Genomic DNA, 26,468 nt, shown 5'->3' on the forward strand with positions numbered 1-26,468 from the left:
TGGTTTTTTATAGATCATAGGGTTTCTTTATGGATAAAGTTATTATTTTAGATTTTGGGTCACAGGTTACACAACTTATTGCCCGACGTGTGCGTGAACTTGAAATTTATTGTGAGATCATTCCATTTCATAAACCGGTGCCCGAAGATGAAAAAATAGCTGCAGTTATCTTATCAGGCAGTCCAAGCTCAGTAAGAGAAACAAACCATCCCACAGTTGATTTTACAGATTTGTTTAATAAGTATCCTGTTTTGGGCATTTGTTATGGGGCTCAATTAATGGCTTCAACTCTTGGAGGTGCCGTTCAGGTTTCTGACAAAAGAGAATACGGACGTGCTAATTTGAAACAATTACTTTCAGATCCAATTTGGGATGATGTAGAGCCTGAATCTCAGGTTTGGATGTCACATAGCGATACAATTACCAGCATTCCTCCTGATTTTCAAATTATTGGTTCTACAGATAGCATTCCTGTTGCAGCAATAAAAGCAAGCAAGTCAAAATTTCCGGTATACGCGTTTCAGTTTCATCCTGAGGTAATGCATACTTTATTCGGGAAAGTCATGCTTGGTAATTTTCTTAAAAAAATATGCGGAATCCAGTCCAACTGGACCACAAAATCATATATAGACGAAACAATTCAACAGATACGTGAATCTGTTCAAGACGAACATGTCCTTTTGGCACTTTCCGGTGGGGTAGATTCATCTGTAGCGGCCTTGATAATGAAAAAAGCGATTGGCAATCGCTTACATTGTTTTTTTATAGACAATGGCTTGTTGCGTTTTAATGAATTTGATCAGGTATTGCATACCTATAAAGATTTGGGTCTCGATGTTAAAGGGATTGATGCCCGTAAATTATTTTACGATGCTTTAAAAGGAGAAGCGGACCCAGAAAGAAAGCGAAAAATCATTGGAAAAATATTTATTGATGTATTTCAACAAGCTGCATCAAATTTTCCTGAAGTCAAATGGTTATGTCAGGGCACAATTTATCCTGATATTATAGAGTCAGTTTCGGTTTATGGTCCTTCGGTTACAATAAAATCACACCATAACGTTGGAGGATTGCCCGATACCTTGCATCTAAAAATTATTGAACCGTTAAAACTACTTTTTAAGGATGAAGTCAGGGAAGTCGGCAAAGCATTGGAATTGCCTCCAGATATTTTAAATCGTCACCCTTTTCCTGGACCTGGATTGGGAATACGTATCATAGGTGATGTTACAGAAGAGAAAGTCTTATTGCTCCAACAAGCCGATCATATTTATATTAATAATCTTAAAGATCACGGGTATTATGACAAAATATGGCAGGCAGGAGCCGTGCTCCTACCAATACATACCGTAGGGGTTATGGGGGATGAGCGAACATATGAACGAGTCATCGCATTACGAGCTGTTAATTCAACAGATGGGATGACCGCTGAGTTTTCTGAAATTCCACATGCGCTACTTGCCAAAATATCCAGTGAAATTATTAATCAAGTCAAAGGTATAAACCGGGTTGTTTATGATATTAGTTCGAAGCCTCCTGCAACGATTGAATGGGAATAAACAACTGATATGGTTGTGTTGTACCCTACTATTTTCCTGCGGAACTGCCAGGAAAAAACCTTCAGTACTTCGGCCTCCTAATCAAGAGCAAGTTCAAAAAGAGATTCCAGTCAAGACAATACCTAATAAAATTGATACAATTTATTGGAAGGAAGAAGTAGTAAAACAAGAAACCAAACCAGAAATTATAAAAGTAGACAGCCTTCCAAAAGAAGATAAAACCAAGGTTTCAAAAGCGATGAAACCCATTCATGTTTTAGCTTTAATTCCATTTAAAGTTAGTGAACAAGACACAGTCGTCAATAAAATCAATACCACCAATTTGAGGTTTGTACAATTTTATGCAGGAATGAAAATGGCATTGAATGAGTTTCAGAATAAATCCGAAGTTCCAGTCTTTCTGGATGTATTTGATTCAGGAGAAATTGAACATACTGAAAAAATTCTGCAAGAACGCGTTAGTAATACTCCGGACTTAATAATAGGACCTTATAAAGCGGAAGCATTAAAATTTGCAGCCAATTGGGCAAAGCAAAATAAAACGATGTTGGTCAGTCCTTGGATAAGTAGCTCAACTATTACGGATCAAAATCAATATTACCTTCAGCTGAAACCTGGTTTGAATGCTCATTTTCAAAAAATCAATGAACATGCCAGAAAGCATTTTAATCCAGAAAATATTTTCTTGGTAAGTAAGTCGAAAGTTGAATCCAGGGCAAAATATTTTAATGAGGGATTTGCCGGAAAAGACTTAATTCAAGAAGAAATTATTTCAGAGGAGGATTTATCAAAATCCATTGAACCCATTTTGGAAAAATATTTAAAGGCAGATGGCCCAACGGTTTTTATTTTGCCAATGGCTTCATCTAAAGATGAAAATTACATTTACCATTTTTTGCGAAGGGTTTCTGCAGAAAAGAAAACAAAACCGGTGTATATCTACGGCTTATCTAAATGGACAGAATTAAAGACCGACATTTTTGATTTTATAAATACCTTAAATGTCAGATTGTCAATAAGCAATTTTACAGACGAATCGCGAACAGATATTAAAAATTTTAGAAGGAAGTATTTTGATGAATACAGAGAATTTCCTGGAGATGATGCTTTGGAAGGATATGATGTTGCACAGTATTTAATTGGAGCTTTATTAAAATCAGAATTGCCATTTCAAATAGAAAATCTAAAACAACAATTTAAACCACTGGAAACAGAATTTGAAATCAAACCAGTTTATAAGACGACTAACACATCACAGGTAGTTCCGGATTTCTACGAAAACAGCTTTATTAGAATTGTAGAAATTAAGAATAATCGATACAATGTGATTGAATAATTATAGCTACTTTTGAATAGCTACCACATTTATACCTAAAGCTATATCTTTCATTTTTGTGAATTGTATTTATTTTAAATGAAAGTTGGCAAGGCTTTATCTGATTGGAGCTGGAAAAAGAACTAAATACAAGCTTGGAGTCAAATACTTACTAGTCATTTAAGCTAAATTCGAATTATTTATTAAGCTATCAGTATTGAAAGTGAATAAAATCAATTAATGAGCCTTTGTCCAGTCGAATTGCATCTGGCTGATACTTCCAAAAATCAGAAGCAATGCAAGAGGGATCAGTACCATGAGCCACATCAAACGATAATACCAATAGGGAAGGTTTGATTTTTCAAAAAATTCAGCGATAAAACTGATTGCCATCAAAGTAAGTGCAAGCATTGGGATTAACAAACAAAGGAAGGAGGCAAAATAGTCTTGTGTTAACCATAAACAGCTTAACGTCAATCCTAAAACGATTCCAATTTTGAATAGAGGGAAATTATTTGAGCCTTTACCCGAGTTCATAATTTGTTAAAATTAGAAGCAAATGAGCGGACAAATTAAACTAAAATTTAATGCCATACGTTCTAGAATCATATGAAGAGAAATAGCATTCAATTGATTTTGTTCATGTTCTTGATTAATTATGTTGTTGCTCAGAATACCCCTGAAGAGTTTGAAAAAATGTATCAGGCCCGTATTCAACTTGAGCGGATCAATGATGTTTACATCCCCATGAATATTGAAGATGCCATGCTTGAATTAGACCGACTTACAGATGATAAAATGGCTAAAAGCTTATTAGAGCTTCCTGAAGACAGCATTGCCAGTAAGTTGCATTTTAATTTAGGACGATGGATGCAAATAAACTGGGGGTTGGAAGAGGGGAGTCGCTTGGCTTATTATTTAAAGTCAAGAGGATTGTCCTTTCCTGATGATATGGAGGATTTGTTAATCCGTTGTTGGTACAGGCATTTAAACAAACAGGCCTTGGATGATCAGAAATTAATCGATAAGTATATTATTCAGAGAAAATCGGATTACGCAAAAAAATTGAGCAAATTTAAAATAGACACCATCGCGCAAAAGCCAATTAGAAATTGATTATCAAGTTGTTATGTTAAATTTAGAAGCTCCATTTAGTGATAAAACAGCTTAATATCCGTATGAATTTAACACGGAACGCCCATTGAAAAAAAATCCTAGTTCCCAAAAATTTATAGCTTTGCCCGATTTTAAATGAAAAATTAGCACTGAATGGCAAGTAAGCTGTTAATCGTAGAGTCACCCGCCAAAGCAAAAACTATTGAAAAATATTTAGGCAAGGATTTTAAAGTAAAGTCCAGCTATGGCCATATTCGTGACCTGGACAAAGGAAGTAAAGGCATAGACATCAATCAAAAGTTTACTCCAAACTATGTGGTTTCACCTGAAAAGACCAAAGTAGTAAAGGATTTAAAAGATTGGGCAGCCAAAGTGGATGAAATTTGGTTGGCAACGGATGAAGACCGTGAAGGGGAAGCAATTAGTTGGCATCTATGCGAAGTATTAGGTCTGAATCCAGAGAAAGTCAATCGGATTGTATTCCATGAGATTACAAAACAAGCCATTCAAAAGGCAGTAAAGAATCCAAGGACGGTAGATCTTAACCTGGTAAATGCGCAACAAGCCAGACGCGTATTGGATCGTTTGGTTGGTTTTGAATTATCAGAAATATTATGGAGAAAAGTTCGAAATAAACTTTCTGCAGGTCGGGTTCAATCAGTTGCTGTTAAGTTAGTTGTGGATCGGGAACGATCTATTCAGGAGTTTCAATCCGAGGATTATTTTAAAATAGATGCATTATTCGTTAGTGCGGATGCAAAAAATAAGCAACAAATAAAGGCAGTATTAAATCATAAATTTAAAACTGCCAAAGAATCCCGTCAATTTTTAGAATTGTGTAGTGATTCGAATTACCTAGTATCGCATGTAGCTGTAAAGCCAACTAAACGAAATCCGGCACCTCCATTTACAACTTCAACCTTACAACAAGAAGCAAGTAGAAAACTGGGTTTTGGTGTTAACCGAACCATGAGCAATGCTCAAAAATTATATGAACTCGGTTGGATTACATATATGCGAACGGATTCCACTAATTTAAGTGAAACGGCATTAAATGAAATGGCTGTGGAAATCGAGAAGCAATTTGGTAAGCAATATGTACATACGCGGCAATACAAAACCAAAAATGCATCTGCCCAGGAAGCACACGAAGCCATTCGTCCGACATACATGGACCTGCGAAATGCAGGAGAAGATACCGACCAACAAAAATTATATGAATTAATCTGGAAACGTGCAATGGCTTCTCAAATGGCCGCTGCTGAAATTGAAAAAACAGAAGTTGACATTGCAATTTCTAAAACGAAAGATCATTTTTTTCAAGCAACTGGAGAAGTGTTGATTTTTGATGGTTTCTTAAAATTATATCTTGAATCATCGGATGATGAAGACGAAGAAAATGCATCCATACTGCCTCCTTTAAAAGTAAAGGATCTTTTAAATTATCTCAATATAACAGCAACCCAAAAATATACAAGACCACCTGCACGCTATACTGAAGCAAGTTTAGTTAAAAAATTAGAAGAATTAGGTATTGGAAGACCATCCACCTATGCACCTACCATTAGTAAGATTATGGAGGAAAATCGGGGGTATGTTGTAAAAGAAAGCAGGCCTGGAATGGAGCGTGCATTTCAGGTTCTCAAATTAGAACAAAAAAAGATTATAGAAACAAAGGAGTCTGAAATTACAGGCGCAGGAAAAAATCATTTATATCCAACAGACATCGGGATGATTGTTTGTGATTATTTAGCCTTGCATTTTCCAGATGTTATCAATTACAGTTTTACTGCTGAAATCGAACAAGAATTTGACGAAATAGCAGATGGCAAGTTAAACTGGGTTAAAATGATTGATGATTTTTATTGGCCATTTCACAAAAATGTGGATGTGGTGATGGAACAGGGTGAGCGCGCTAAAGGAAGAAGAGATTTAGGAATTGATCCAGCAACTGGAAAGAAAATATTAGTACAATTGACTCGCTTTGGTCCGGTGGTTCAATTAGGGGATCGGGATGAGATGAAAGAGGATGAAAAACCGGTCTTTGCGAATCTCAAGCCTGGTCAAAGTATGGAGACCATCAGTTTTGAGGAAGCCTTAGAGCTGTTTAAACTACCTAGAGATCTTGGTAAACATGAAAATCAAGATGTGACAATTGGTTCAGGTCGATTTGGCCCTTATGTTAAGTTTGGTGAGCAATTTATTTCGATACCTAAAAATCTGGATCCGCTCGAAATTTCAAAGGAAACTGCTATAGAAATTATTAAGCAAAAGCAAAAAGAGGATGCCCCAATTGGCTACTATAAGGAATTGCCAGTAACCAAAGGCACCGGACGGTTTGGGCCCTTTGTAAAATGGAATGGAATATTTGTAAATGTACCCAAAAGAATCAATTTTGAAAAGTTGAATTTGGATGATGTTAAACCATTGATCGATGCAAAAGAAGTAAAAGAAGCAAATCGATTTATACTTAAGTTTGATGAAGATAAAATAACCGTTGAAAACGGCAGGTGGGGGCCTTACATTAAATATGGAAAAAAATTAATCAATTTTCCAAAGAAGGATGGTCAAAGAATAACAGCTGATCAAGCGGCTAAGATGACTTTGGAGGATATTAAATCGATTATTCAGGAGCAAATACCTACTGCGTTTGTAAAAAAGGAACGTAAGAAAAAAGCAAAATAAAACGGTTTAGTTTAATACCGTTTTTTACGCGGATACCAGAGAAACCGAAGTTGTAAATTTGCCTGATATCGACTCAGGGATAAGTCTTTTTCAATTAGACCAGTGTCTTTTAGTAAGAATTCATCATTAAATGATTTATTTAATACAAATGATGGACTAAATGTCCAAGCTCGATTAATACCAATATCAATACCCGCTCCAATACCAATTGAAAATATTAAAGTTGAATTTGTAACTGGGTCAGTAACCGTTTTGTAAGTCTGCTTATTATAAGCAAAATTGGGATTTAAAATAAAATGAAACCCTTTTTTAAAAAACTGTCCTTGTTTGTTAAATGTCGGACAATTGCAATCATTGCCGAAATCCATTGGATAAAACAAGATTGGAACGGATAATTTAAATTGGATTTCTTTTAAACTCAAGGCGTTTGATAGTTCATTCGATTTCGTGTAATCAAAAAGCAAAGCAGGGTTAAATTCAATTCTTCTGGGTTTGATTCGAAACCAATAAGACGGCCCAATGCCAAAGTGGCTTGTGTTTTTGATCATGTAATGTTGATTTCCGGATGGAATTGAAAAAAGCACTGCTCCAGATTCCAAATGGAAGCCATATTGCCCAATTGAAGACTTTTGGAATAATACGACACTCATCAAAACTGCAAGGAAACGAATCTTCATATTAAGGAAACCCATTTTTTAGTAACTTATTATCTTTGCCTAAATTTAAAATTGAAAACCAAGAAACAAATATCCAATAAAATACAGATTGTTACGCTAGGTTGTTCAAAAAACTGGGTGGATTCAGAAAACCTCATTACGCAACTTAAATACAACCAGTTTGAGGTGGAGCATAACCCCATCAAAGAGGTCTCTCAAACTGTGGTCATAAATACCTGCGGATTTATAGACCGTGCCAAAGAAGAATCGATCAATACCATCCTTGAATACGCCAATTTAAAAAAGCAAGGTAAACTGGAGAAGTTGTATGTCACCGGTTGTCTGTCCCAACGATATAAAGACAATCTGGAGGAAGAAATTCCTGAAGTGGATGCATTTTTTGGGACCATGGAAATGCCGGGCTTGCTTGCGAAATTAAATGCTGATTATAAAAAAGAACTGATAGGAGAGCGAATTGTAACGACACCAGCACATTTTGCCTATTTAAAAATTTCTGAAGGTTGTAACAGAACCTGCAGTTTTTGTGCTATTCCATTGATGAGAGGTAAGCACCGCTCGGTGCCGATAGAAGATTTGGTTATACAGGCAAAGCATTTAGCAAAATATGGAGTCAAGGAGCTTATACTAATAGCTCAAGAATTGACTTATTACGGATTGGATCTTTATAAAAAAAGAGCATTGAATGAATTGCTGCACAAATTAGCGGCCATAGATGGCATAGAGTGGATACGTTTACATTATGCTTATCCTTCCAAATTTCCATTGGAAATTCTGGATGTCATTCGGGACGAACCTAAAATTTGTAACTACATAGATTTACCTCTTCAACACATTTCCGATCCGATTTTAACCGCCATGAAGCGTCAAATTTCAAAAGAAGAAACGATTCAATTGGTACAGACTATTAGAGATAAGATTCCTGGTATCCATTTTCGGACTACATTTCTGATAGGGTTTCCTGGAGAAACAGACGCTATTTTTCAAGAACTGTGTGAATTTGTTCGTTTTGCGAAATTTGAGCGGATGGGTGTGTTTCAATATTCACAGGAAGAAGATACCAGCGCATATCAATTAGGGGATCTCGTTAGTCCAGAAACCAAAGAAGCACGGGCAGCTGAGCTTATGGCTATCCAAGAGGATATCAGCTATGAGTTAAATCAAAAGAAGTTGAACAAGGTTTATAAAGTTTTAATTGATAAAAAGGAAAATAATTATTATTTTGGCAGAACCGAGTTTGATAGTCCAGAAGTCGACAATGATGTTTTATTTGAAAATCCAAGCACGAACTATTTGAGAATAGGAGATTTTGTAAATGCACGAATTATAAAAGCAGATGCTTATGATTTAATTGCTGTACCAGAATTTTAAACAATGGAAAAATCCATTTTTAAGCAATACATAAAACCGGGATATCAAGCGTTATTAATAATAGCCTTATATGGCTTGATTCTATTGGTATTAAAATTTTTAGACCTGATTGAAAACAGACAACTTGTAGATAAATATTGTTGGTTATTTGGAACTGCATTGCTATTGTTTTATATAATAATAAATAGCGTTTTTAGTTTTACAGCTGCCGATAAAATGACTTATTTCAGAAATTCAATATTTACTTATGTGGCCTGTTTAGTTGTTATTGTGGGATTAAATACGCTGATTTCCGGAAAAGTTGTTTATGAAGTTGAAACTTACTCATGGATACTTTTAGTATTTAGCCTGGTTTATATTGTGTTTATTACAATAATTAATCTGCTTCGTAAAATTGTAGAGATGGCCATTAATCAAAATAAAAAGATTGAGGATGAAAATTAATTTACTTTATTTATTGATATTCTTTGTTTCACAACAAGTTGCTTGTCAACAAAATTTAAAAAACCAGGGCACAACACAGAATTTGCAAAAAGATAAAATGGAAGGATCTAATGTGAAAGTGGAGATCCCCTCAGAAATTGTGCCTGTTCAATTTTCTGAAGAAGTATGGAAGCAAAAATTAACGCCTCAAGCTTACCATGTATTGCGCGAGAAAGGAACAGAAAGAGCGTTTACTGGGATGTATTGGGACAATCATGCCAAAGGAATCTATGTTTGCAATGCATGCGGCTTGCCACTTTTTGAATCCGAACAAAAATTTGAATCGGGTACAGGATGGCCAAGTTTTTTAAAACCTATTCAAAATAAACTGGTATCGGAAATCCAAGACAATGAGCACGGAATGTCGAGAATCGAAGTTGTTTGTTCTCGCTGTAAAGGTCACTTAGGTCATGTGTTTGATGACGGACCCCAACCAACCGGTTTAAGGTATTGCATGAACTCTGTTTCTTTAAATTTTATTCCAAATGGTGTTGTAAAGTAGTTATTTTAAATCAATCTGTTATTAGATCAGAAGTGATCGATTCAATTGATTTGCAACCACATAGACTCATTGTGATTATTAATTCAGAAGCAAGATTTTTCACCAAAGTTTCAACTCCAATGTGGCCTTTTAGTGCTAGTGCATATACATAGGGACGCCCAATTCCAATTGCTTTTGCACCCAAAGCCAATGCAATGAAGATGTCTGTGCCACTTCGGATTCCACTATCAAATAAAAGCGGATAAGAGGAAGGTATTATTTTTTTTATTTGACGCAATGCATCCAGGCTTGAAAACACCTGGTCAATTTGACGCCCACCGTGATTTGATACAATGATCCCATCCATTCCAATATCAATTGCTTTTTGAGCATCTTCTTCGCGTAAAATCCCTTTTAATACTATGGGTAATTTTGTAATGCTGCGTAACCAAGTAATGTCATCCCATGATAAATTTGGATTTGAATACAAATCAAAAAAACATCGAATTGCTTTTATGGAATTACCGGTTTTAAGATTGTTCAATAGGGTATCAGGATAGGATTTTAAAATTTCTAAGGTATCTAAGATTCCCGGACGATTACTCCCTGATTTTGTTGGAGTGTTGTATTTATTTGAATTCATCAATTTATTAAATACGGGATCTGATGTGTATTGTGCTAAGCCTTTGCCATATATAAAGGGAAGGTATGCATTTTCCAGATCCATCACCCTCCATCCAATGGTGGTAGTATCTAACGTTATAACTAAAGCAGTGCATCCATTTTGTTCTGCTCTGGAAACTAAACTTTCTACAAGTTCTCTTGATTTACTGAAGTACAGCTGAAACCATTTATTCGAGGTGTCTAACAGCGAACTGCATGCTTCCATAGATTTTGATGCCTGATTGGAGTAAATCATGGTGAGCCCGGTGTTTTTAGCTGCCATGGCTAATTCCAAATCTGCATTGAAATGTGCAAGCTCAAGAACTCCTATTGGAGAAAAGTAAAAGGGTAGCGGAAAATGTTGATTAAAAATCTTGGTTTCTAAAGAAGGATTTTCACACCCTTGAAGCATGTGAGGTTTGATTCGATACCGTTTAAATGCTTCCCGATTATTAAAAACCCCAAGATTCGTTCCGGCACCAGTAAAAATATAATCAAATGCTTTTTTGCTTAGTTTTTTGGAGGCTTCCAGTTGTAATAAATCAAAGGAAATTGGTATGCAAGGTTTTTTCCCAGCCAGGCCATTGCTAAATATTACTTTTAACCAATCTCGTCCCAGCTCCATGAAATAAGAATTATTGAATTTCTATTAAATACTTGTTCTTCTTTCCATTGTCAACTATAATGTATTTGTCGTGAATTAAATCTGTTTCTAATAGATTGGCATCCACATCAGATATTTTTCTCTTATTAATTCCAATTGCATTTCCTTGTATGGCTCTTCGTGCTTCTGATTTTGAATTAAGAATGCTTGTATGTTCTGACAATAAACTGATTACATTCTTGTTTTCATTAAATTGTCCACGAGAAATACTAAAATTTGGAAGTTCGTCTTTCAGCTGTTTATAAGTTTCAGATTCTAGCGAAAAAAGAAAATCCGTAGTACAATCTTTGTTAAATAACAATTCTGAAACTTCCATAGCTCCCTGAAATGCTTTTTTACCATGTACCCTCAAGGTAATTTCTTCAGCCAATATTTTTTTTAAAGAACGCAGGTCAGAAGCATGCTCATGTTCTAAGGCTTCAATTTCAACTTGCGATTTTAAACTAAAATAGCGGAAAAATTTACTTAAATCAGAATCGTCCGAATTTATCCAGAATTGATAAAATTTATAAGGACTTGTCAATGCTGGGTCTAAAAAAATATTTCCGGATTCTGTCTTTCCAAATTTTTTACCGTCTGATTTTGTTAAGAGGGGGGTTGTTACTGCATACGCTTTGGAATTAGCGATTACTTTTCCAATATATTCTGTTCCTGCGGTAATATTTCCCCATTGATCAGAACCACCCATTTGTATTCGGCAATCATGCAATTGATAGAGACAATAAAAATCGTATGCCTGCAAGAGCTGGTAAGAAAATTCAGTATAAGAAATGCCAGTTTCGAGTCTTTTCTTGACAGATTCTTTTGAGAGCATGTAATTTATAGTTGTGTGTTTGCCTACATCCCTCAAGAATTCCAACACATTCATGTCTTTATAAAAATCGAAGTTATTGACTAAGATTGCTTTATTTGGACCTTCATCAAAATTGAGTAACTGTTTTAACTGCTTTACCTGAAACTGAATGTTATCATCCAGCTCTTGATAGGATTTTAATTCACGTTCTTTATCCTTTCCCGACGGGTCGCCAATGCGACCGGTTGCACCGCCCATGACAACTACGGGTCGATGTCCGGCTCGTTGAAAGAAACTTAAAAGCATAATTTGAACATAATTTCCTAATCCCAAAGATTTGGCGGTAGGATCAAATCCAATATATGCTGTGCGGATTCCCCCTTCCAGGTATTCTTCCAGACCGGGTGTATAATCCTGCAACATAGAACGCCATCTTAACTCGTCTAAAAATCCATTTTTTTGCATACTCAAATTAAACATTGTAAGTTTGCAAAATTACAAGAAATAAGTGGATAATGGTAAACGACTTATCCAACCATCATGAATTTAAGTGCATATATTTCAAGAAAAACCTTTCTAAGTTTCAGGAAGTCCTTTACAAGGAGTATCATTCGTATTTCTATCATAGCCACTGCACTGAGTTTAAGCGTGATGATTATTTCACAGAGTGTTTTCAATGGTTTTCAAAAAGAAATTGCTCAAAAAGTATTTGGGTTTTGGGGACATATTCACATTACCGACATTCAATCCAAACGCAGCATTGAGCCAATTACTATTAATCTTACGGATACCTTGTTGGATAGTTTAGAATCAGTAAAACCACCTGGTTCTACAGAAACACCCATTCGGCATATTCAACGATTCTTGGTTTTTCCTTCAATTGTTGGTTCCAAAGCGGAATTTGAAGGATTATTTATTAAAGGAATTGGATCGGATTTTGACTGGAATTTTTTCAAAGATTTTCTAAAAAAGGGTAGAATACTTGATACTTCTAACACAAATTGGGTGCGTGAACTATTGATATCAGAGGAAACAGCAAAACGCATCAATGTAGATACGGGTCAATTTGTGATTTTAAATTTTATTGTTGAAAATGAACATCTCAAACGCAAATTAAAAGTTGTTGGAATTTATAATACAGGTTTGGGAGAATACGATCGCCGTTTTGCATTAGTAGATATAAAAATGCTCCAGGAATTAATTCACAAAGGCCCAATGGAAGTTACGGGCCTTGAGTTATTCTGTAAAGATATTAATCAGTCAGAATCGGTAAATCGTTATATCTATGAAAACATGTTGCCGATAAATTGGTATTCAGAAACGATCAGAGAAAAATTTCCAAATATATTTGAATGGTTGGCTTTACAAAATACCAATAAGCAGTTTATACTTTTTTTGATTTTGGCAGTTTGTTTGATAAACATGGCGACTACTGTAATGATTTTAATATTGGAGCGAACGCACATGATCGGAGTTTTAACAGTTTTGGGAATGGGTCGATGGGAACAGCGGAAGATCTTTTTGAGATATGCAGCGCGAATTTTAGCCTGGAGTATTTTACTCGGCAATATCATTGGATATGGATTATGCTTTATACAAAAGAAGTATCAATTGATTCATTTAAGTGAAAGTGATTATTATCTGTCTTATGCTCCGGTTGATTTAAGTGTTTTTCCTATTATTATTTTGAATTTGATATTTTTTGTAACCATAATTTTAAGTATGATTATTCCAAGTTTAATTATACAGTCCATACGACCTGTCCAGGCATTGAAGTTTCGTTAAAAGCGAAAATTAGCTATATGTAACTATCAGGAATTTAAACCAATAGGTATTCATGAATTTTGTTGTTTGGAAAAAGCTAAATTGCTTAGCTTAAAGTATCAAAATATAAATTGTTTGATGTAATTTAGCAACTGAAAATTTCCATTTTAAAAATGCGTTGCAATTTAAGCGAACAAACAAGCGATGATCCGTTACTATGCAGTTTCTCAAAATATCTGTGGGGAAGTTTTCGAATTAGAACAGTCCTCTTGGATTAATTTATCTCCTCCATTTGCCCATGGTGAATTGGATGAATTTGCATCAAAACTTGGCATCGAATCTGACTTTTTGACTGACCCTCTTGATATTGAAGAGCGGGCACGATATGAGAAATACGATGAAGCCCGGAGTATCATATTCAATACACCGGTTATAAATGAATCAGACAAAGAAAATGACCCGATTTTTATTACAGTTCCTATGGGTATCATACTTTGTCAGGGTAAACTCATCACTATTTCAAGTGTAGAAAATCCGGTCCTTGAGAAGTTTTTTGACAATAAGGTGAAAAATTTTAATCCTCGAAATGAAACTTTATTCATACTTCAAATATTTGAGCAAACAGTTCGGTTGTTCTTGGAATATTTGAAAAAATTGAATATGAGACGCAATCTCATAGAACAAGAGCTGTATCATTCAAGCCGGAGTGCAGAATTGCAAAGCTTGTTGCGAATTGAAAAAAGTCTGGTATATTTTGTGAATTCGCTCAGTGCCAATGAACTCCTGAAGTTAAAGATGAAGCGGACTGATTTTATTGCAGTTAAAGGGAATGAGGACTTGAGCGAATTATTTGAGGACATCATTGTCGATAATAATCAAGCTAGGGAAGTAGCACAATTATACACGAATATTCTAAATGGAACCATGGAGGCATATGCTTCCATCATTTCAAATAACCTTAATAAATTCATTAATCGCCTTACTGTTATTACAGTAATTTTAATGGTGCCAACTCTTGTGGCCAGTTTTTTTGGTATGAATGTTCCTATGCCCATGAATTTAGGGGATTCATGGATTTCATTTTATTTGGTAATTATTTTTTCTTTAGGATTTAGTATGTTGCTCATTTGGTTTTTTAAACGAAAAGATGTGTTATAGGAAGGATCATTGTGTGTTCTATGTATATTTTAAGAAAGTAAAACACAAGATTAAAATAAACCATAAATCTGAGAACTCACATCCGATATTATTTTACCTAAATGCTCTGGATTATTAATAAAATCCAATTCATCCGTATTTACAACAATCACAGGACTTTGATTAAATTCAGATATCCATTGTTCGTATCGTTGATTTAATTTTTTTAAATAGTCCAAACTCATATTGCCTTCGTAGTCCCGGCCTCTTAATTGAATATGATTTACCAAAGTTGGAATAGAAGCCTTTAAATAAATCAAAAGATCAGGCGCTTTAATCGTACTCATCATGATTTGAAACAGTGAAAAATAATTTTCAAAATCTCGTTTGGACATAAGACCCATTTCATGAAGATTTGGCGCGAAAATATGGGCATCTTCGTAAATAGTTCGGTCTTGAATTACCGTTTTAGACCCTTTCTGAATTTCAACTATTTGTTGAAACCGGCTATTTAAAAAGTAAACCTGGAGATTAAAGGCCCACCTTGGCATATCATAATAAAAATCACTGAGGTATGGGTTGATGCTTGTGTCCTCATATAAAACATCCCATGAAAACTGCTTGGACAACAATTCACAAAGAGTCGTTTTTCCAGCACCGATATTTCCAGCAATTGCTATGTGTTTCATAGAAACAATTTGAATCTGCAAATTAGGCTTTTTATCCAAAACTTTAATGGAATTGGAAATAAAGCCGTTGTTTTAAAAACAGACCATTCATCGTTAAAAACGAGCAATTAGTACAGGTTTTATAGCTGAATTTCTATTGGGAATGGATTTGTCGTGGGAAAGTGTCAATTTTGTTGGGTGCAACAGATATTGTCAGCCTAATGCTTGTTCAAACTGAAATATTTACTTTTACAGCTAATTGTACCCAAATATGTCAAATAATATAATAGAACTCCATGATCTTAGAAAAACCTATTTTATGGGTGACGAACAAATTGATGCTATTAAGAAGATCGAATTGAACATTGCTAAAAATGAGTATTTGGCATTAATGGGACCTTCGGGGAGTGGTAAATCTACCTTAATGAATTTAATTGGTTGTCTGGACAGCCCGACAGAGGGCAGTTATTTGTTGAACAATCAATTAGTCAGTGAACTTTCCGATAATGAGTTGGCAGAAATTAGAAATAAAGAAATAGGCTTTGTTTTCCAAACCTTTAACTTGTTGCCCAGAATGACAGCCTTGGATAATGTAGCCATGCCCTTAATCTATGCTGGTATGAATAAGGAGGAACGGCAAGAAATTGCTATGGAAAAATTGCGACAAGTTGGCTTGGGAGATCGGGTAATGCATAAACCCAATGAATTATCAGGAGGGCAGAGGCAACGGGTTGCAATTGCTCGTGCTTTAGTTAATAATCCTGCAATAATTTTGGCAGATGAACCAACTGGAAATTTGGATACAAAAACAAGTGAAGAGATAATGGCAATGCTTGATCTAATTCATAAAAATGGCAATACAATTATCCTGGTAACTCATGAAAATGATATAGCAAAATTTGCACATCGCATTGTGAAATTGAGAGATGGAATGATTGAGTCCGATCAAATCAATGACAAATGAAAATTTATACTAAATCGGGTGATCAGGGTACAACATCTTTATTTGGAGGTCGCCGAATATCTAAAGATGATCTTCGCATTGAAGCTTATGGTACCATTGATGAATTAAATTCGGCCCTGGGGTTGTTGAATAATTTAATAAACCAGACTGCTTTAAATGAGCGCATGTTGAATATCCAATCGTATTTATTTGTAATTGGTTCAAATTTAGCAGCTGATCCTGATAATAATTTGATTAAAGTACCAGCACTTGAAAAATCAAAAACAAATTTACTCGAAAGTTGGATTGATGAAATGGAAAAGGAATTAAAACCTCTTCAGTTTTTTGTCTTGCCCGGAGGATGTCAGGCCAGTTCACAGGCTCATACGTGTCGTACCATTTGTCGTAGGGCTGAACGAAGAGTGGTATCCCTTGCCCAATTAGAATCTGTCAATCCTGAAATTATTATATATTTAAATAGGTTATCAGATTTTTTGTTTGTTCTGTCAAGATATCTCAATCACCTAAGTGGGGTTGATGAAATATACTGGAAACCGAATGATGCTATAATTGAATAATACGATCCAGGACAATACGATTTCTTTCATCATATTTAACAGTGACCGCCGGTGCAATTGGGTCATGCTCCAAAATTAATATGTGATTGTGATCAACAGCCTGTCTTAATAAAAATTCTTTTTCTTGTAGAGATACGAGAGGTCGAACATCATAGGCCATAATGTAAGGCATGCCTATGTGAAATGAGGAGGGTAATAAATCTGCGCAATAAATATATTTTTGATCATTCCATTCCATCTCCAGTGTCATCATAGCCTCGGTATGGCCGTAGCTAAAACGAATTACAATGCCTGGTAACCATTCCAAATTTGATTTATCGGATTCTATAAATTTAATTTTAGAATGTTGTTGAAGTGGAATAAAGTTTTCTTTTAAAAAGGAAGCTCGTTCACGTTCATTTGGATTAATTGCCCAATCCCAATGACGTTCATTTGACCAATATACAGCATTCGGAAAAGTTGGAAACAGATTGCCTTCGGAATCTTTACTTACAGCACCGCCACAATGATCAAAATGTAAATGGGTTAAAAAAACATCTGTAATGTCTTCTGGCAGGATTGAATCCTGTGCCAAAACATTTAGAAGATCGGTATTGCCATGAGGTTGAAAAAAAGATCTGAATTTGTCATCTTGCTTTGATCCCATTCCGCAATCAACCAGAATTCGCTTGTTTTCCATTTCGATCAACAAACAACGGAGAGACCAGGTGCAGAAATTTTGTTCGTCAGGCGGATTAAGTTTCGACCATAAAGATTTTGGCACAACACCAAACATGGCACCGCCATCCAATTTAAAATAACCTGTATGAACCGTTTTAATAGAGTGAATCATGTTTTTTTAGATTGAACTACCGTGTTTAAACTCCGTTGTAAACTTAGCATTTTAATAGCAGCCAAAATAGATTCCGTTCCTTTGTTACCCAATTTTCCCCCAGCTCGTTCTTTTGCTTGTTGCATTGAATTTACAGTCAATACGCCCAGGATAACTGGTTTGTCAAAACGGAGGTTTAATTGCATGATTCCATCTGTAATAGCATGTGCAATGAATTCATCGTGTTGCGTTTCACCCTTAATAATACAACCGAGACAAATAAGGGCATCTGGCATTTTAGTTTTTAAAAGCCATTGTGCAGCTAAAGGCAATTCAAATGAACCTGGAACTCTTTCTAGGTATATTGCGTTTGAAGGGACTTCACAAATTTGCAGCGTTTCCAAAGCAGCCTTTACCAATTGATCAGTAATGGTAGGATTCCATAAGGATGCCACAATTCCATAGCTAAATTCTTTAGCTAATTCTAATTCAGCGCTTGTCAAATTTGATAAGCTGGGTAAATTTCCAGCCATAATAATTGGATTATTCCATTGGAATAATGTATTTGTCTATATTATTTCCGTCAGGAGATTCAGCGTACTTTTCTTTAATTTCTTTATATGCTTTTAATGCACCTTCCTTATCACCTAATTTTTCTTTCAAAAGTCCAATTTTTTTAAGATTTACAGGGGTAAGAAATTCATTTTCCTCACTGGCAGCTTTTTGGTAATATTTTAAAGCAGTTTCAAAATCATTCAATTCTGCATATACATCACCCAAAGCTCCATTTTTTAGAATAGGCATTAAATCTCCGGAAGCTTTATAACTTTCTAAATACGATTTAGCTTCTTCGTATTTATGTAGATTTAAACAACAAATTGCTGCATAATACTTTGCAAGGTTACCAGCTGCAGTTGATGAATAGGTTTCAGACAATTCAGCAAAACCTGCAAAGCCACCTCCAGGATTATTGAGGGCCATATCAAAAGAATCTTTTTCAAATAAAAATTCAGCCTGGTACATTTGCTCCATAGCCTCAATATTTTTTGGTTCCTGATACATATAAGTATAACCCAGCCAACCACCTATAATTACAATGAGACCAATTAAAATGCCTAAAATCGTCATTTTATGCTTCTCGTAAAAATCTTCAGCCTGATGCTTTACTTGTCCAATATCTATCAACGTTTCATCCTGCGATTGTGCAGATCTTACATTTTTCGGGGTCACACCGGTACGATAACCTTTTGCCATATGATGTATTTAATAAAAAACTCCGCAAAACTAATACAAGGAGTTCAAATTGGATTAAATATTACTAAAGTGCATGTTAACTAGTCACGAATAAACGGGTAGTCTGATTCGACATAATTATCATCATATAAACTGGAAGGGCTTGGAAAATCTGAGTTTTCAGCAAATTCAACGGCCTCATCAATTTCAAGTTTAATTTGCTCGTTTATTTGATCTAATTCAGCCTGATTTGCAATTTTATTTGATAAAATTCTTGCTTCCGTTACGATGAGGGGGTCAATGGCCTTGTATTGCTCTACTTCTTCTTTGGACCGATAAGTACCCGGATCTGAAACGGAATGCCCCCTGTAGCGATACGTTTTAATCTCCAGGAAATAGGGTCCTTTGCCACTTCTAATGTGTTGAGCGGCTTTACTGATGCCTAAATGGACAGCTTCCGGGCTCATTCCGTCAATCGATTCTGAGGGCATGTCAAACGCTCGACCTATTTTATATAAATCAGACACATTGCTGGTACGTTCAACGGATGTGCCCATGGCATACCCATTGTTTTCAACAATGTAGAGAATTGGAAGATTCCAACTCATAGCCATATTAAATGATTCATACAGCGCTCCTTGACGAGCGGCTCCATCCCCAAACATGGTAATGCATATATTGGAGCTTCCTTTATACTTTTCAGCAAATGCGATTCCAGTTCCAATAGGAATTTGTGCACCAACGATCCCGTTACCGCCAAAAAAGCGATGTTGTCTGGAAAAGAAATGCATGGATCCGCCTTTCCCTTTAACAACCCCGGTTTCTTTGCCAAAAAGTTCGGCCATACATAATTTTGTTGGAATTCCTCTTGAAATGGCATTTCCATGCTGGCGATAGGCAGTAACCAAAGCATCCTCTTTGTTAATTGCGGTAACCATCCCAGCTGCAATTGCCTCCTGACCTATATATACATGGCAAAAACCTCTTATTTTTTGCTGAGAGTACATCATCAACGTGCGTTCTTCAAATCTTCTGATGCGAAGCATGGTTTCATACCAAAGCATCCAGGTCTCTTTTGAGAATTCCCCGGAAACTTGGTTAGTTGCTTTTTTCTTTGTCGGACTTAATACTTCGGGCATATGATAAATTTAAGCAAAAATAATGCTTTAAAGGGTCTCTTTTAGCCATCGGTAAAATTCATGCTGCCAGACCAGACCATTCTGAACTTTCAGAATATGATGTCCTTCGTCTGGAATGTAAAGGAGCCTGGCTTTGAGATCGTGCATTCGCGCAGCTGTAAAAGCTTCAAATGCCTGTGTATCAGGGATTCTATAATCCTTTCCCCCTTGAATGATTAAAATGGGTGCATTCCAGTTATTAACCAATTTATGTGGTGAATATTTATCATAGGATTTAGATTTTTTCTTAGCCCAGTAGGATCCTTTCAAATCATAATTTGCAAACCACAATTCTTCAGTGCTGCTATACCAGGATTCTAAATTATAAGTTCCACAATGAGAAATAAAGGTTTTGAAGCGATTTTTATGAATTCCGGCCAACATAAAAACGGAATAGCCTCCAAAACTGGCACCAACAGCACCGCGTCTATTTTTATCAACATATGGAGATTCAGATACCTGATCAATAGCAGCCAGGTAATCTTTCATGCATTGACCTCCCCAATCACCTGAAATTTGTTCATTCCAGGCAGAACCCCAACCTGGCATACCCCTGCGATTTGGCGCAACAATGATATAACCGTTAGAGGCCATCAATTGAAAGTTCCAACGAAATGAATAAAATTGGCTTAGCGCTGACTGAGGACCTCCCTGACAATATAATAGGGTCGGATATTTTTTAGTTGAATCAAAATCTGGTGGCAATATCAGCCAGGTCAGCATTTGTTTTCCATCTGTTGTTTTAATCCATTTTTTCTGGACAATAGGCATTTTCAGCTTCTCATAAATAGCAGTATTAATATGGGTCAATTGAGTTGCGTTGCCGGTTAGAATATCAATTGCAAATAATTCTGCAGCATGATTCATATCAGTACGATGGCAATAAAGGGTCTGATTGTGGATTCCAATTAGATTGCTGTAATCATGTTCGGTATTGGTTATTTTTTTAAATTGAACTGGTTGTTGTGGATTTTCAGGGATGCTTATAGAGAACAACTGCACCGTGCCCCGATAGGGTAAGGATGCATAAATAAACTTAGAATCTTTGGACCATAAAAATTGGTTAACTGTTTCATCCCAATTGTTCGTAAGCTTTTGTTTGATTTTTGATTTAAGATCAAGAACGATAATATCGTTTTTGTCAGCCTCATATCCATCTCGAGCCATACTCGTCCAGGCGAGATATCTGCCATCAGGAGAAAATACAGGGTTTTTATCGTAACCCATCATGCCCTCACTGACATTTATGGTTTTACCAGTGGTATTATCATATAAATAAATATCTGAATTGGTGCTGACTGCATAATCTTTTCCCATTTTCTTTACTGACACATAAGCAAGAAATTTACTGTCTACACTCCAGGAATAATCCTCAACACCGCCATCTGGCATGGTAGGTGCGTCGTACGGTTCCTTAAAAAGGATATCCTTTTCAGTTTGAACTCCATCCGGCGATATGCGACCAATAAAAACATGGTTAGAATAACCATCTTCCCATACATTCCAGTGCCTAAACATAAGATCATCATAAATTAAAGCACTTGATTTTTGCAAGTCAGGATATAAGTCAGGCTTAGGAGTGTTGACTTTAACCAATCTTGAAAATGCCAACCATTGGCCATTGGGTGAGGGGAGAAGGTTTGAATACTCCAAATCTTTGGAACTAAGCGATTTTTGAAGTAATTGATGGTAGATCTGTCCGTCTTTGGAATAAATTAAATTTCCACCACTGTCAAAACAAGCATTTCCGGCGTATGAATCAGCTTCAGAAATTTTCTCAATAGTTCCAGAACTGATTTCTAATGAGTAAAGCTGGGTATTTCCTTTGTTTTTTTGTACATCATAATTTGTAACCGTGTAGTAGAGTTTTTTACCATCTTTAGACAAAGCTTCACCGTTTACCCGACCTAAGGACCAAAGAATTTCAGGGGTTAAAAGGTTTTGGGCTACAAGATTGGCTGATAGTAAGCTGAAAATAAATAGGAAGATGCGCATTTTAGTATTGAATTAGGACCCAAAATTAAAGCCTCCACACGAATTCAGAAGTTTCTTCTTTTAAAGAACCAATAATTTCTCTGGACAGCGATAGCTTTGCTCCACAAATCCATTCACCAATTAACAGTTTATCCGATTGATATTTCAACAAATTAAGCTTACGCATTTTAAGAATTTTCAAGATGTTTCGGTCAATTTAGGTCCGGGCTTTCATTTTGTTACTGGCAATAATGGAGCCGGTAAAACCAATTTATTGGATGCCCTTTATTATTTCTGTATGGTTCGTAGTTTCAGAAAAACAAAAGATGTTGATCTGATAAACCATCAGGCTGATTATTTTAGAATTGAAGCCAGTATTTCCGAATTGCAGACAAATCATTCGCTGTGTATCAAATTCAAACATGGAGTATTGAAGGAAGTGATCTGGGATGAAACAAAGGATGAGCGGTTGGCAGCACATTTGGGTCGATTACCTGTTGTGTTGATTGCTCCGGATGAAATTTATCAGTTTATTCATGAAGGAGAAGAACGGAGAAAATTTATCAACCAAACACTCATTCAAATTGATTCCAATTATTTTGAAAATTTAAATACCTATACCCGGTTATTAAAACAAAGAAATGCCGCACTTAAGTTAATGAAAAAACAAGGCAAGTTGGATTCTAAACTATTAGATACGTATGATTTCAAAATGGAATCGCCTGGTATAGCAATTGCAACTAAACGTGCAGAATTTATCTCAAATCTTAAGTCCGCATTAAACGAATACAGTATTAGAATAAGTGGGAAAGACGAACAATTGGATCTCAAGTATCATACAACCGTTGATTCGGATTATTCTAATACACTTTTAAAATCCAGAACTCTTGATTTTTATGCAGGAGGAACAAATTTTGGTATCCATAAGGACAAATTGGAATGCCTGATGAATGGCCGATCCCTTTCCCATGTGGGTTCGCAAGGCCAAATCAAAACATTTGTTTTGTCAATGAAATTGGCGCAGTTTGATTTTCTAAGAACTCAAAGTCAGAAAATGCCTGTCGTTTTGTTGGATGATATATTTGCTAAATTAGATGCTGTTAGAGTTCAGAAATTGTTAGTTTTGTTGGAATCTGAAAACATCGAGCAATGTTTTATTACAGACACCCATATAGATCGTGTCAAGGAATTAGCTAAAACCTTGAAATCAAAAACAGCTTTTTATGAAATAATTCAAAATCAATTTTCTTGACATGCGGGATCACGAGTCAAAGTTAAAAGACCTCTTAAAGAATTTTTCTGAACAGGGTCATTTAAAAGGGAAGCTTTTAAATAAACGGATTGAAATTATTTGGAAAGAACGTTACAAAAGCATTGCAGTTTATACTACAAAAGTGCAATTTAAAGATGGACAACTTGCAGTCTGGGTAAGTTCAGCTCCATTGCGCTATGAGTTAAATCTAAAAAAAGTACAAATAATACTTCAGCTCAATGAAGCGTTAAAAGAAAATCTGATTGTCCGTTTAGACATCAGATAAGGTTTATTGTTCTTGCTCTGAAATATTCATTTGCAATAAAAACCAGCTAAATAAAAAACAAAGGACACATGTTGTTGCGATTACCATTTTCTTATTTTTTGAGTTTCCTTAATCAGTTTTTGGAATTAATACAGGACTATTATAGTACCGTATTAACAAGGGCAAATATATAACATATTATTAATATTTGTAATATATTTTTTAGCCTATTTTTTGCATCTATTTAGAAATATTTCTGTTATAAATAAAAACTATTCATATGAAAAAACTGCTTATTTTGTTGCTAATTGGCTCATTTGCAAATGGTTATGCGCAAGTTTCTACTCCAGCGCCCAGTCCGCTTTGTAAGATTGAGCAGAAAATCGGGCTTGCAACCGTAAACGTAGAATATTCCCGTCCAAGTAAAAAGAATCGAATTGTTTTTGGAGATTTGGTGCCTTATGGTAAAACCTGGCGTACTGGTGCTAACGCTTGTACCAAAGTTACTTTTAGCGATGATTTAGAGGTGCAAGGGGTAAAAGTTCCCAAAGGAAGCTATGCACTTTTCACAATTCCTGGAGAAGAATCCTGGGAAGTCATTTTATACAATGACATCACAGTTTCCGGAGTTCCTGATCCCTGGGATGTTTCAAAAGAAGTTGCTCACGTAAAAGTTTCGCCTGAATTGATTCCCTATACTGTTGAATCGTTTACAATTGGGTTTGATGAACTTCGCAATGAGAGCGCGACCATGATGATTATTTGGGAAACCAGTCTGGTTCCTGTAAAATTGAGATTTGACACCGATTCAAAGGTCATGAAAAACATTGAAAAAGTCATGGCAGGACCTTCAAGCAATGATTATTATCAGGCAGCCAGATATTATTTTGATAACAATAAGGATTTAAACATGGCTTTAAAATGGATTCAGGTTGCCAATCAATTAGATCCTCAGTTTTGGAAATTGCGTGTAGAATCCTTAATTCTTGCAAAATTAGGCCGTAAAGCAGAAGCAATTGAAGCAGCTCAGAAATCGAAAGCCAAAGCAATTGAAGCGAAGAATGATGAATATGTTAAAATGAATGACGATTCAATAAAAGAATGGAGTAATTAATAATTTTAAAAAATTAAGATGCCGTAAGCCTGGATTTATATTATGAATCCAGGCTTCTTTTATTAATTAAATCCGAATTGATCCATTGAAAGATTGATGCAAGCAACATAACTGTTAAACAGGCAATCACATTATACCATAAAAATCCCAATTCTGAATATTTAAATAAAATCAATGTAAGGCTTTGTGCAATCAGAGCTGCATAAAAAACCGCTCCACCTTTTATTCTTTTTAAGTAAAATCCTGTTAAAAATATTCCAAGTATGGTTCCATAAAATAAGGAACCAATGATGTTAATAAATTGAATTAAATTTTCAAATAAATTTGCATACAGTGCAAACCCAATGGCAACCAAACCCCAAAAAAGTGCAAAACATTTTGACCAGAATATGGGCCTGTTCCGTAAATCACTAAATGGAAACAACCTTAAAGCAATATCAACAATTGTAGTTCCGGAAAGAGCATTTATTTCAGCCGAGATAGATGACATGGCGGCGCATAAAATTACCGCAATCATTAAGCCAATAAAGCCTTTTGGTAAATAGTGTAGGATGTAATAAAGGAACACGTAGTCGCGATCATTTGCTTCCTGATTTGGCAAATTGGTTTTTACATAATTTCGGACTTCTGTTTGAAGTGTTTTTCGATCTTGATTGAGCACATATAATTGTTGCTTTAAACTTTGGTTAGACTGATTGAAGTTTACTTGTCCGGATAATCTGTGAATTGAATCATTAAATGTTTGCCATCTTTGGTATTGATCTTTATGATGTGTTGTTAATTCATTGAGCACTTTTTCATTAAAATGCACGGGTGTTTTTTGAAACTGAAAAACTGCAAACAACAAAACGCCACACAGAAGAATGAATATTTGCATTGGGATTTTCAAGATCCCATTCATAATCAATCCCATTCTGCTTTCTTGAATGTTTTTTCCACTGATATATCTTTGTACTTGCGATTGGTCAGTTCCAAAATAAGCAAGGGCTAAGAAAAAACCTCCCGCAATGCCAGCCCAAAAATTGTAACGATTATTGTATTCCAATTTAAAGCTTAAAGCATTGGTTCTGCCTTCCCAACTCGCTATCTCAAGTGCATCATAAAAGTTAACGGATGAAGGCAATGAGTAAATCATATAAAAAAATATAAACAGCATGCCAATCAAAATAACCGCTAGCTGCTGCAACTGAGTTTGCGTGACGGCTTTCGCACCGCCGGATACCGTATAAAGAATGACCAATACTCCAGAAATAATATGAGTCCATTGCAAATTCCAATCAAACAAAGCCGACAAAATAATGCTTGGTGCATAAAGTGTAATACCAGCTGCCAGGCCACGTTGAATTAGAAAAATAATTGCAGCAAAGGTTCGTGTTTTTAAATCAAACCGGTTTTCAAGGTATTCGTATGCTGTAAAGACTTTGAGCTGATAAAACTTTGGTATAAAAGTGATGCATATAACAATCATTGCCAGAGGAAGGCCAAAATAGAATTGCACAAATTGCATTCCATCAGAAAATCCCTGTCCCGTTGTAGAAATAAAAGTAATTGCACTGGCTTGAGTAGCCATGACCGCGAAACCAACCTTCCACCAATTTGTATCTTGATTACCTAATAAATAATCGTTTAAATTAGCCTGTTTTTTTGTTTTGTATAGGCCATAGATAACAATAAAGCCAATACTGCCAATTAAAACCAACCAATCAATCCAACTCATTAATTTGTATCAGATTTTAAAATGCTTGCT

25 protein-coding genes are annotated in these 26,468 nt (G+C 35.5%); 14 read left to right on the forward strand and 11 right to left on the reverse strand.

All coding sequences use genetic code 11. From position 1 onward, the window contains the following. Positions 1–29: 29 nt before the first annotated feature. Positions 30–1,559: a glutamine-hydrolyzing GMP synthase gene (guaA, locus tag IPJ80_12215; GenBank protein ID MBK7914244.1), complete on the forward strand. Its 1,530-nt coding sequence runs from the start codon at positions 30–32 to the stop codon at positions 1,557–1,559. Then, positions 1,516–2,895: an amino acid ABC transporter substrate-binding protein gene (locus IPJ80_12220; GenBank protein MBK7914245.1), complete on the forward strand. Its 1,380-nt coding sequence runs from the start codon at positions 1,516–1,518 to the stop codon at positions 2,893–2,895. Before guaA ends, IPJ80_12220 begins: the two co-directional genes overlap by 44 nt. A 216-nt stretch (positions 2,896–3,111) precedes the next feature. On the opposite strand, the gene IPJ80_12225 is transcribed toward IPJ80_12220, so the two are convergent. Continuing rightward, on the reverse strand, positions 3,112–3,285 hold the full coding sequence (locus IPJ80_12225; protein MBK7914246.1) for a hypothetical protein: 174 nt from the start codon (positions 3,283–3,285) through the stop codon (positions 3,112–3,114). Between the two features lie 231 nt (positions 3,286–3,516). Between IPJ80_12225 and IPJ80_12230 the strand changes: the two genes are divergently transcribed. Together IPJ80_12230 and topA are read left to right on the forward strand one after the other, a co-directional pair. Beyond that, on the forward strand, positions 3,517–3,990 hold the full coding sequence (locus IPJ80_12230; GenBank protein ID MBK7914247.1) for a hypothetical protein: 474 nt from the start codon (positions 3,517–3,519) through the stop codon (positions 3,988–3,990). Between the two features lie 153 nt (positions 3,991–4,143). Then, the gene (topA, locus tag IPJ80_12235; protein ID MBK7914248.1) at positions 4,144–6,675 is read left to right on the forward strand and encodes a type I DNA topoisomerase; all 2,532 of its coding nucleotides are present in this window, start codon (positions 4,144–4,146) and stop codon (positions 6,673–6,675) included. An 11-nt stretch (positions 6,676–6,686) separates the two neighbouring features. Here the strand turns inward: topA and IPJ80_12240 are convergent, their stop codons facing one another. Further along, complete coding sequence (locus IPJ80_12240) at positions 6,687–7,352, reverse strand: hypothetical protein (GenBank protein MBK7914249.1); 666 nt, start codon at positions 7,350–7,352, stop codon at positions 6,687–6,689. Between the two features lie 51 nt (positions 7,353–7,403). Between IPJ80_12240 and rimO the strand changes: the two genes are divergently transcribed. From rimO to msrB, 3 genes are read left to right on the forward strand one after another with little or no spacing between them, the layout of a single operon-like run. Next, positions 7,404–8,720, forward strand: coding sequence for a 30S ribosomal protein S12 methylthiotransferase RimO (gene rimO, locus IPJ80_12245; GenBank protein ID MBK7914250.1), 1,317 nt, complete (start codon positions 7,404–7,406; stop codon positions 8,718–8,720). Positions 8,721–8,723: 3 nt separating this feature from the next. Then, a complete protein-coding gene (locus IPJ80_12250; GenBank protein ID MBK7914251.1) occupies positions 8,724–9,164 on the forward strand; it encodes a hypothetical protein in 441 nt (146 codons plus the stop codon). Beyond that, complete coding sequence (gene msrB / locus IPJ80_12255) at positions 9,154–9,705, forward strand: peptide-methionine (R)-S-oxide reductase MsrB (GenBank protein MBK7914252.1); 552 nt, start codon at positions 9,154–9,156, stop codon at positions 9,703–9,705. The genes IPJ80_12250 and msrB overlap by 11 nt, the downstream gene beginning before the upstream one ends. Before the next feature lie 10 nt (positions 9,706–9,715). On the opposite strand, the gene IPJ80_12260 is transcribed toward msrB, so the two are convergent. After that, positions 9,716–10,972 (reverse strand): alpha-hydroxy-acid oxidizing protein, encoded by a 1,257-nt coding sequence (locus tag IPJ80_12260; protein MBK7914253.1) that lies wholly within the window; start codon positions 10,970–10,972, stop codon positions 9,716–9,718. A gap of 10 nt (positions 10,973–10,982) precedes the next feature. After that, positions 10,983–12,269 (reverse strand): tyrosine--tRNA ligase, encoded by a 1,287-nt coding sequence (locus tag IPJ80_12265; protein ID MBK7914254.1) that lies wholly within the window; start codon positions 12,267–12,269, stop codon positions 10,983–10,985. A gap of 75 nt (positions 12,270–12,344) precedes the next feature. On the opposite strand from IPJ80_12265, the gene IPJ80_12270 reads away from it, so the two are divergent. Beyond that, a complete protein-coding gene (locus IPJ80_12270) occupies positions 12,345–13,589 on the forward strand; it encodes an ABC transporter permease (GenBank protein MBK7914255.1) in 1,245 nt (414 codons plus the stop codon). A gap of 183 nt (positions 13,590–13,772) precedes the next feature. Further along, the gene (locus IPJ80_12275) at positions 13,773–14,726 is read left to right on the forward strand and encodes a magnesium transporter CorA family protein (GenBank protein MBK7914256.1); all 954 of its coding nucleotides are present in this window, start codon (positions 13,773–13,775) and stop codon (positions 14,724–14,726) included. 50 nt (positions 14,727–14,776) lie between these two features. Here IPJ80_12275 and IPJ80_12280 read toward each other — a convergent pair whose 3' ends face one another. Then, complete coding sequence (locus IPJ80_12280; protein MBK7914257.1) at positions 14,777–15,394, reverse strand: deoxynucleoside kinase; 618 nt, start codon at positions 15,392–15,394, stop codon at positions 14,777–14,779. A 262-nt stretch (positions 15,395–15,656) separates the two neighbouring features. Here IPJ80_12280 and IPJ80_12285 point away from each other — a divergent pair, with 262 nt between their 5' ends. Together IPJ80_12285 and IPJ80_12290 are read left to right on the forward strand one after the other, a co-directional pair. Next, positions 15,657–16,337 carry an ABC transporter ATP-binding protein gene (locus IPJ80_12285; GenBank protein ID MBK7914258.1) on the forward strand — a complete coding sequence of 227 codons (681 nt, stop codon included), beginning with the start codon at positions 15,657–15,659 and terminating at the stop codon, positions 16,335–16,337. Continuing rightward, positions 16,334–16,894, forward strand: coding sequence for a cob(I)yrinic acid a,c-diamide adenosyltransferase (locus IPJ80_12290; GenBank protein ID MBK7914259.1), 561 nt, complete (start codon positions 16,334–16,336; stop codon positions 16,892–16,894). The genes IPJ80_12285 and IPJ80_12290 overlap by 4 nt, the downstream gene beginning before the upstream one ends. On the opposite strand, the gene IPJ80_12295 is transcribed toward IPJ80_12290, so the two are convergent. The 5 genes from IPJ80_12295 to IPJ80_12315 form a co-directional block, all read right to left on the reverse strand. Next, positions 16,881–17,726, reverse strand: a complete 846-nt coding sequence (locus tag IPJ80_12295) for an MBL fold metallo-hydrolase (protein MBK7914260.1) — start codon at positions 17,724–17,726, stop codon at positions 16,881–16,883. The two genes, IPJ80_12290 and IPJ80_12295, sit on opposite strands and share 14 nt — an antisense overlap. After that, the gene (locus tag IPJ80_12300) at positions 17,723–18,238 is read right to left on the reverse strand and encodes a 6,7-dimethyl-8-ribityllumazine synthase (protein ID MBK7914261.1); all 516 of its coding nucleotides are present in this window, start codon (positions 18,236–18,238) and stop codon (positions 17,723–17,725) included. Before IPJ80_12300 ends, IPJ80_12295 begins: the two co-directional genes overlap by 4 nt. Before the next feature lie 10 nt (positions 18,239–18,248). Next, positions 18,249–18,959 (reverse strand): tetratricopeptide repeat protein, encoded by a 711-nt coding sequence (locus tag IPJ80_12305; GenBank protein ID MBK7914262.1) that lies wholly within the window; start codon positions 18,957–18,959, stop codon positions 18,249–18,251. Positions 18,960–19,039: 80 nt separating this feature from the next. Then, positions 19,040–20,077 carry a pyruvate dehydrogenase (acetyl-transferring) E1 component subunit alpha gene (gene pdhA / locus IPJ80_12310; protein ID MBK7914263.1) on the reverse strand — a complete coding sequence of 346 codons (1,038 nt, stop codon included), beginning with the start codon at positions 20,075–20,077 and terminating at the stop codon, positions 19,040–19,042. A 27-nt stretch (positions 20,078–20,104) separates the two neighbouring features. Then, a complete protein-coding gene (locus IPJ80_12315; GenBank protein ID MBK7914264.1) occupies positions 20,105–22,111 on the reverse strand; it encodes a S9 family peptidase in 2,007 nt (668 codons plus the stop codon). A gap of 136 nt (positions 22,112–22,247) precedes the next feature. On the opposite strand from IPJ80_12315, the gene recF reads away from it, so the two are divergent. From recF to IPJ80_12330, 3 genes are all read left to right on the forward strand, one after another. Continuing rightward, entirely contained in the window at positions 22,248–23,342 is a 1,095-nt protein-coding gene (gene recF, locus IPJ80_12320) for a DNA replication and repair protein RecF (GenBank protein ID MBK7914265.1), read from the forward strand. Between the two features lies 1 nt (position 23,343). Continuing rightward, positions 23,344–23,628 carry a DUF721 domain-containing protein gene (locus IPJ80_12325; protein ID MBK7914266.1) on the forward strand — a complete coding sequence of 95 codons (285 nt, stop codon included), beginning with the start codon at positions 23,344–23,346 and terminating at the stop codon, positions 23,626–23,628. A gap of 259 nt (positions 23,629–23,887) precedes the next feature. Next, positions 23,888–24,721 carry a DUF2911 domain-containing protein gene (locus tag IPJ80_12330; GenBank protein MBK7914267.1) on the forward strand — a complete coding sequence of 278 codons (834 nt, stop codon included), beginning with the start codon at positions 23,888–23,890 and terminating at the stop codon, positions 24,719–24,721. Positions 24,722–24,761: 40 nt separating this feature from the next. Here the strand turns inward: IPJ80_12330 and IPJ80_12335 are convergent, their stop codons facing one another. Then, positions 24,762–26,438: a sodium:solute symporter gene (locus tag IPJ80_12335; GenBank protein ID MBK7914268.1), complete on the reverse strand. Its 1,677-nt coding sequence runs from the start codon at positions 26,436–26,438 to the stop codon at positions 24,762–24,764. Between the last annotated feature and the right edge of the window lie 30 nt (positions 26,439–26,468).

Source organism: Saprospiraceae bacterium (assembly GCA_016714025.1).
Classification (GTDB): Bacteria; Bacteroidota; Bacteroidia; order Chitinophagales; family Saprospiraceae; genus Vicinibacter.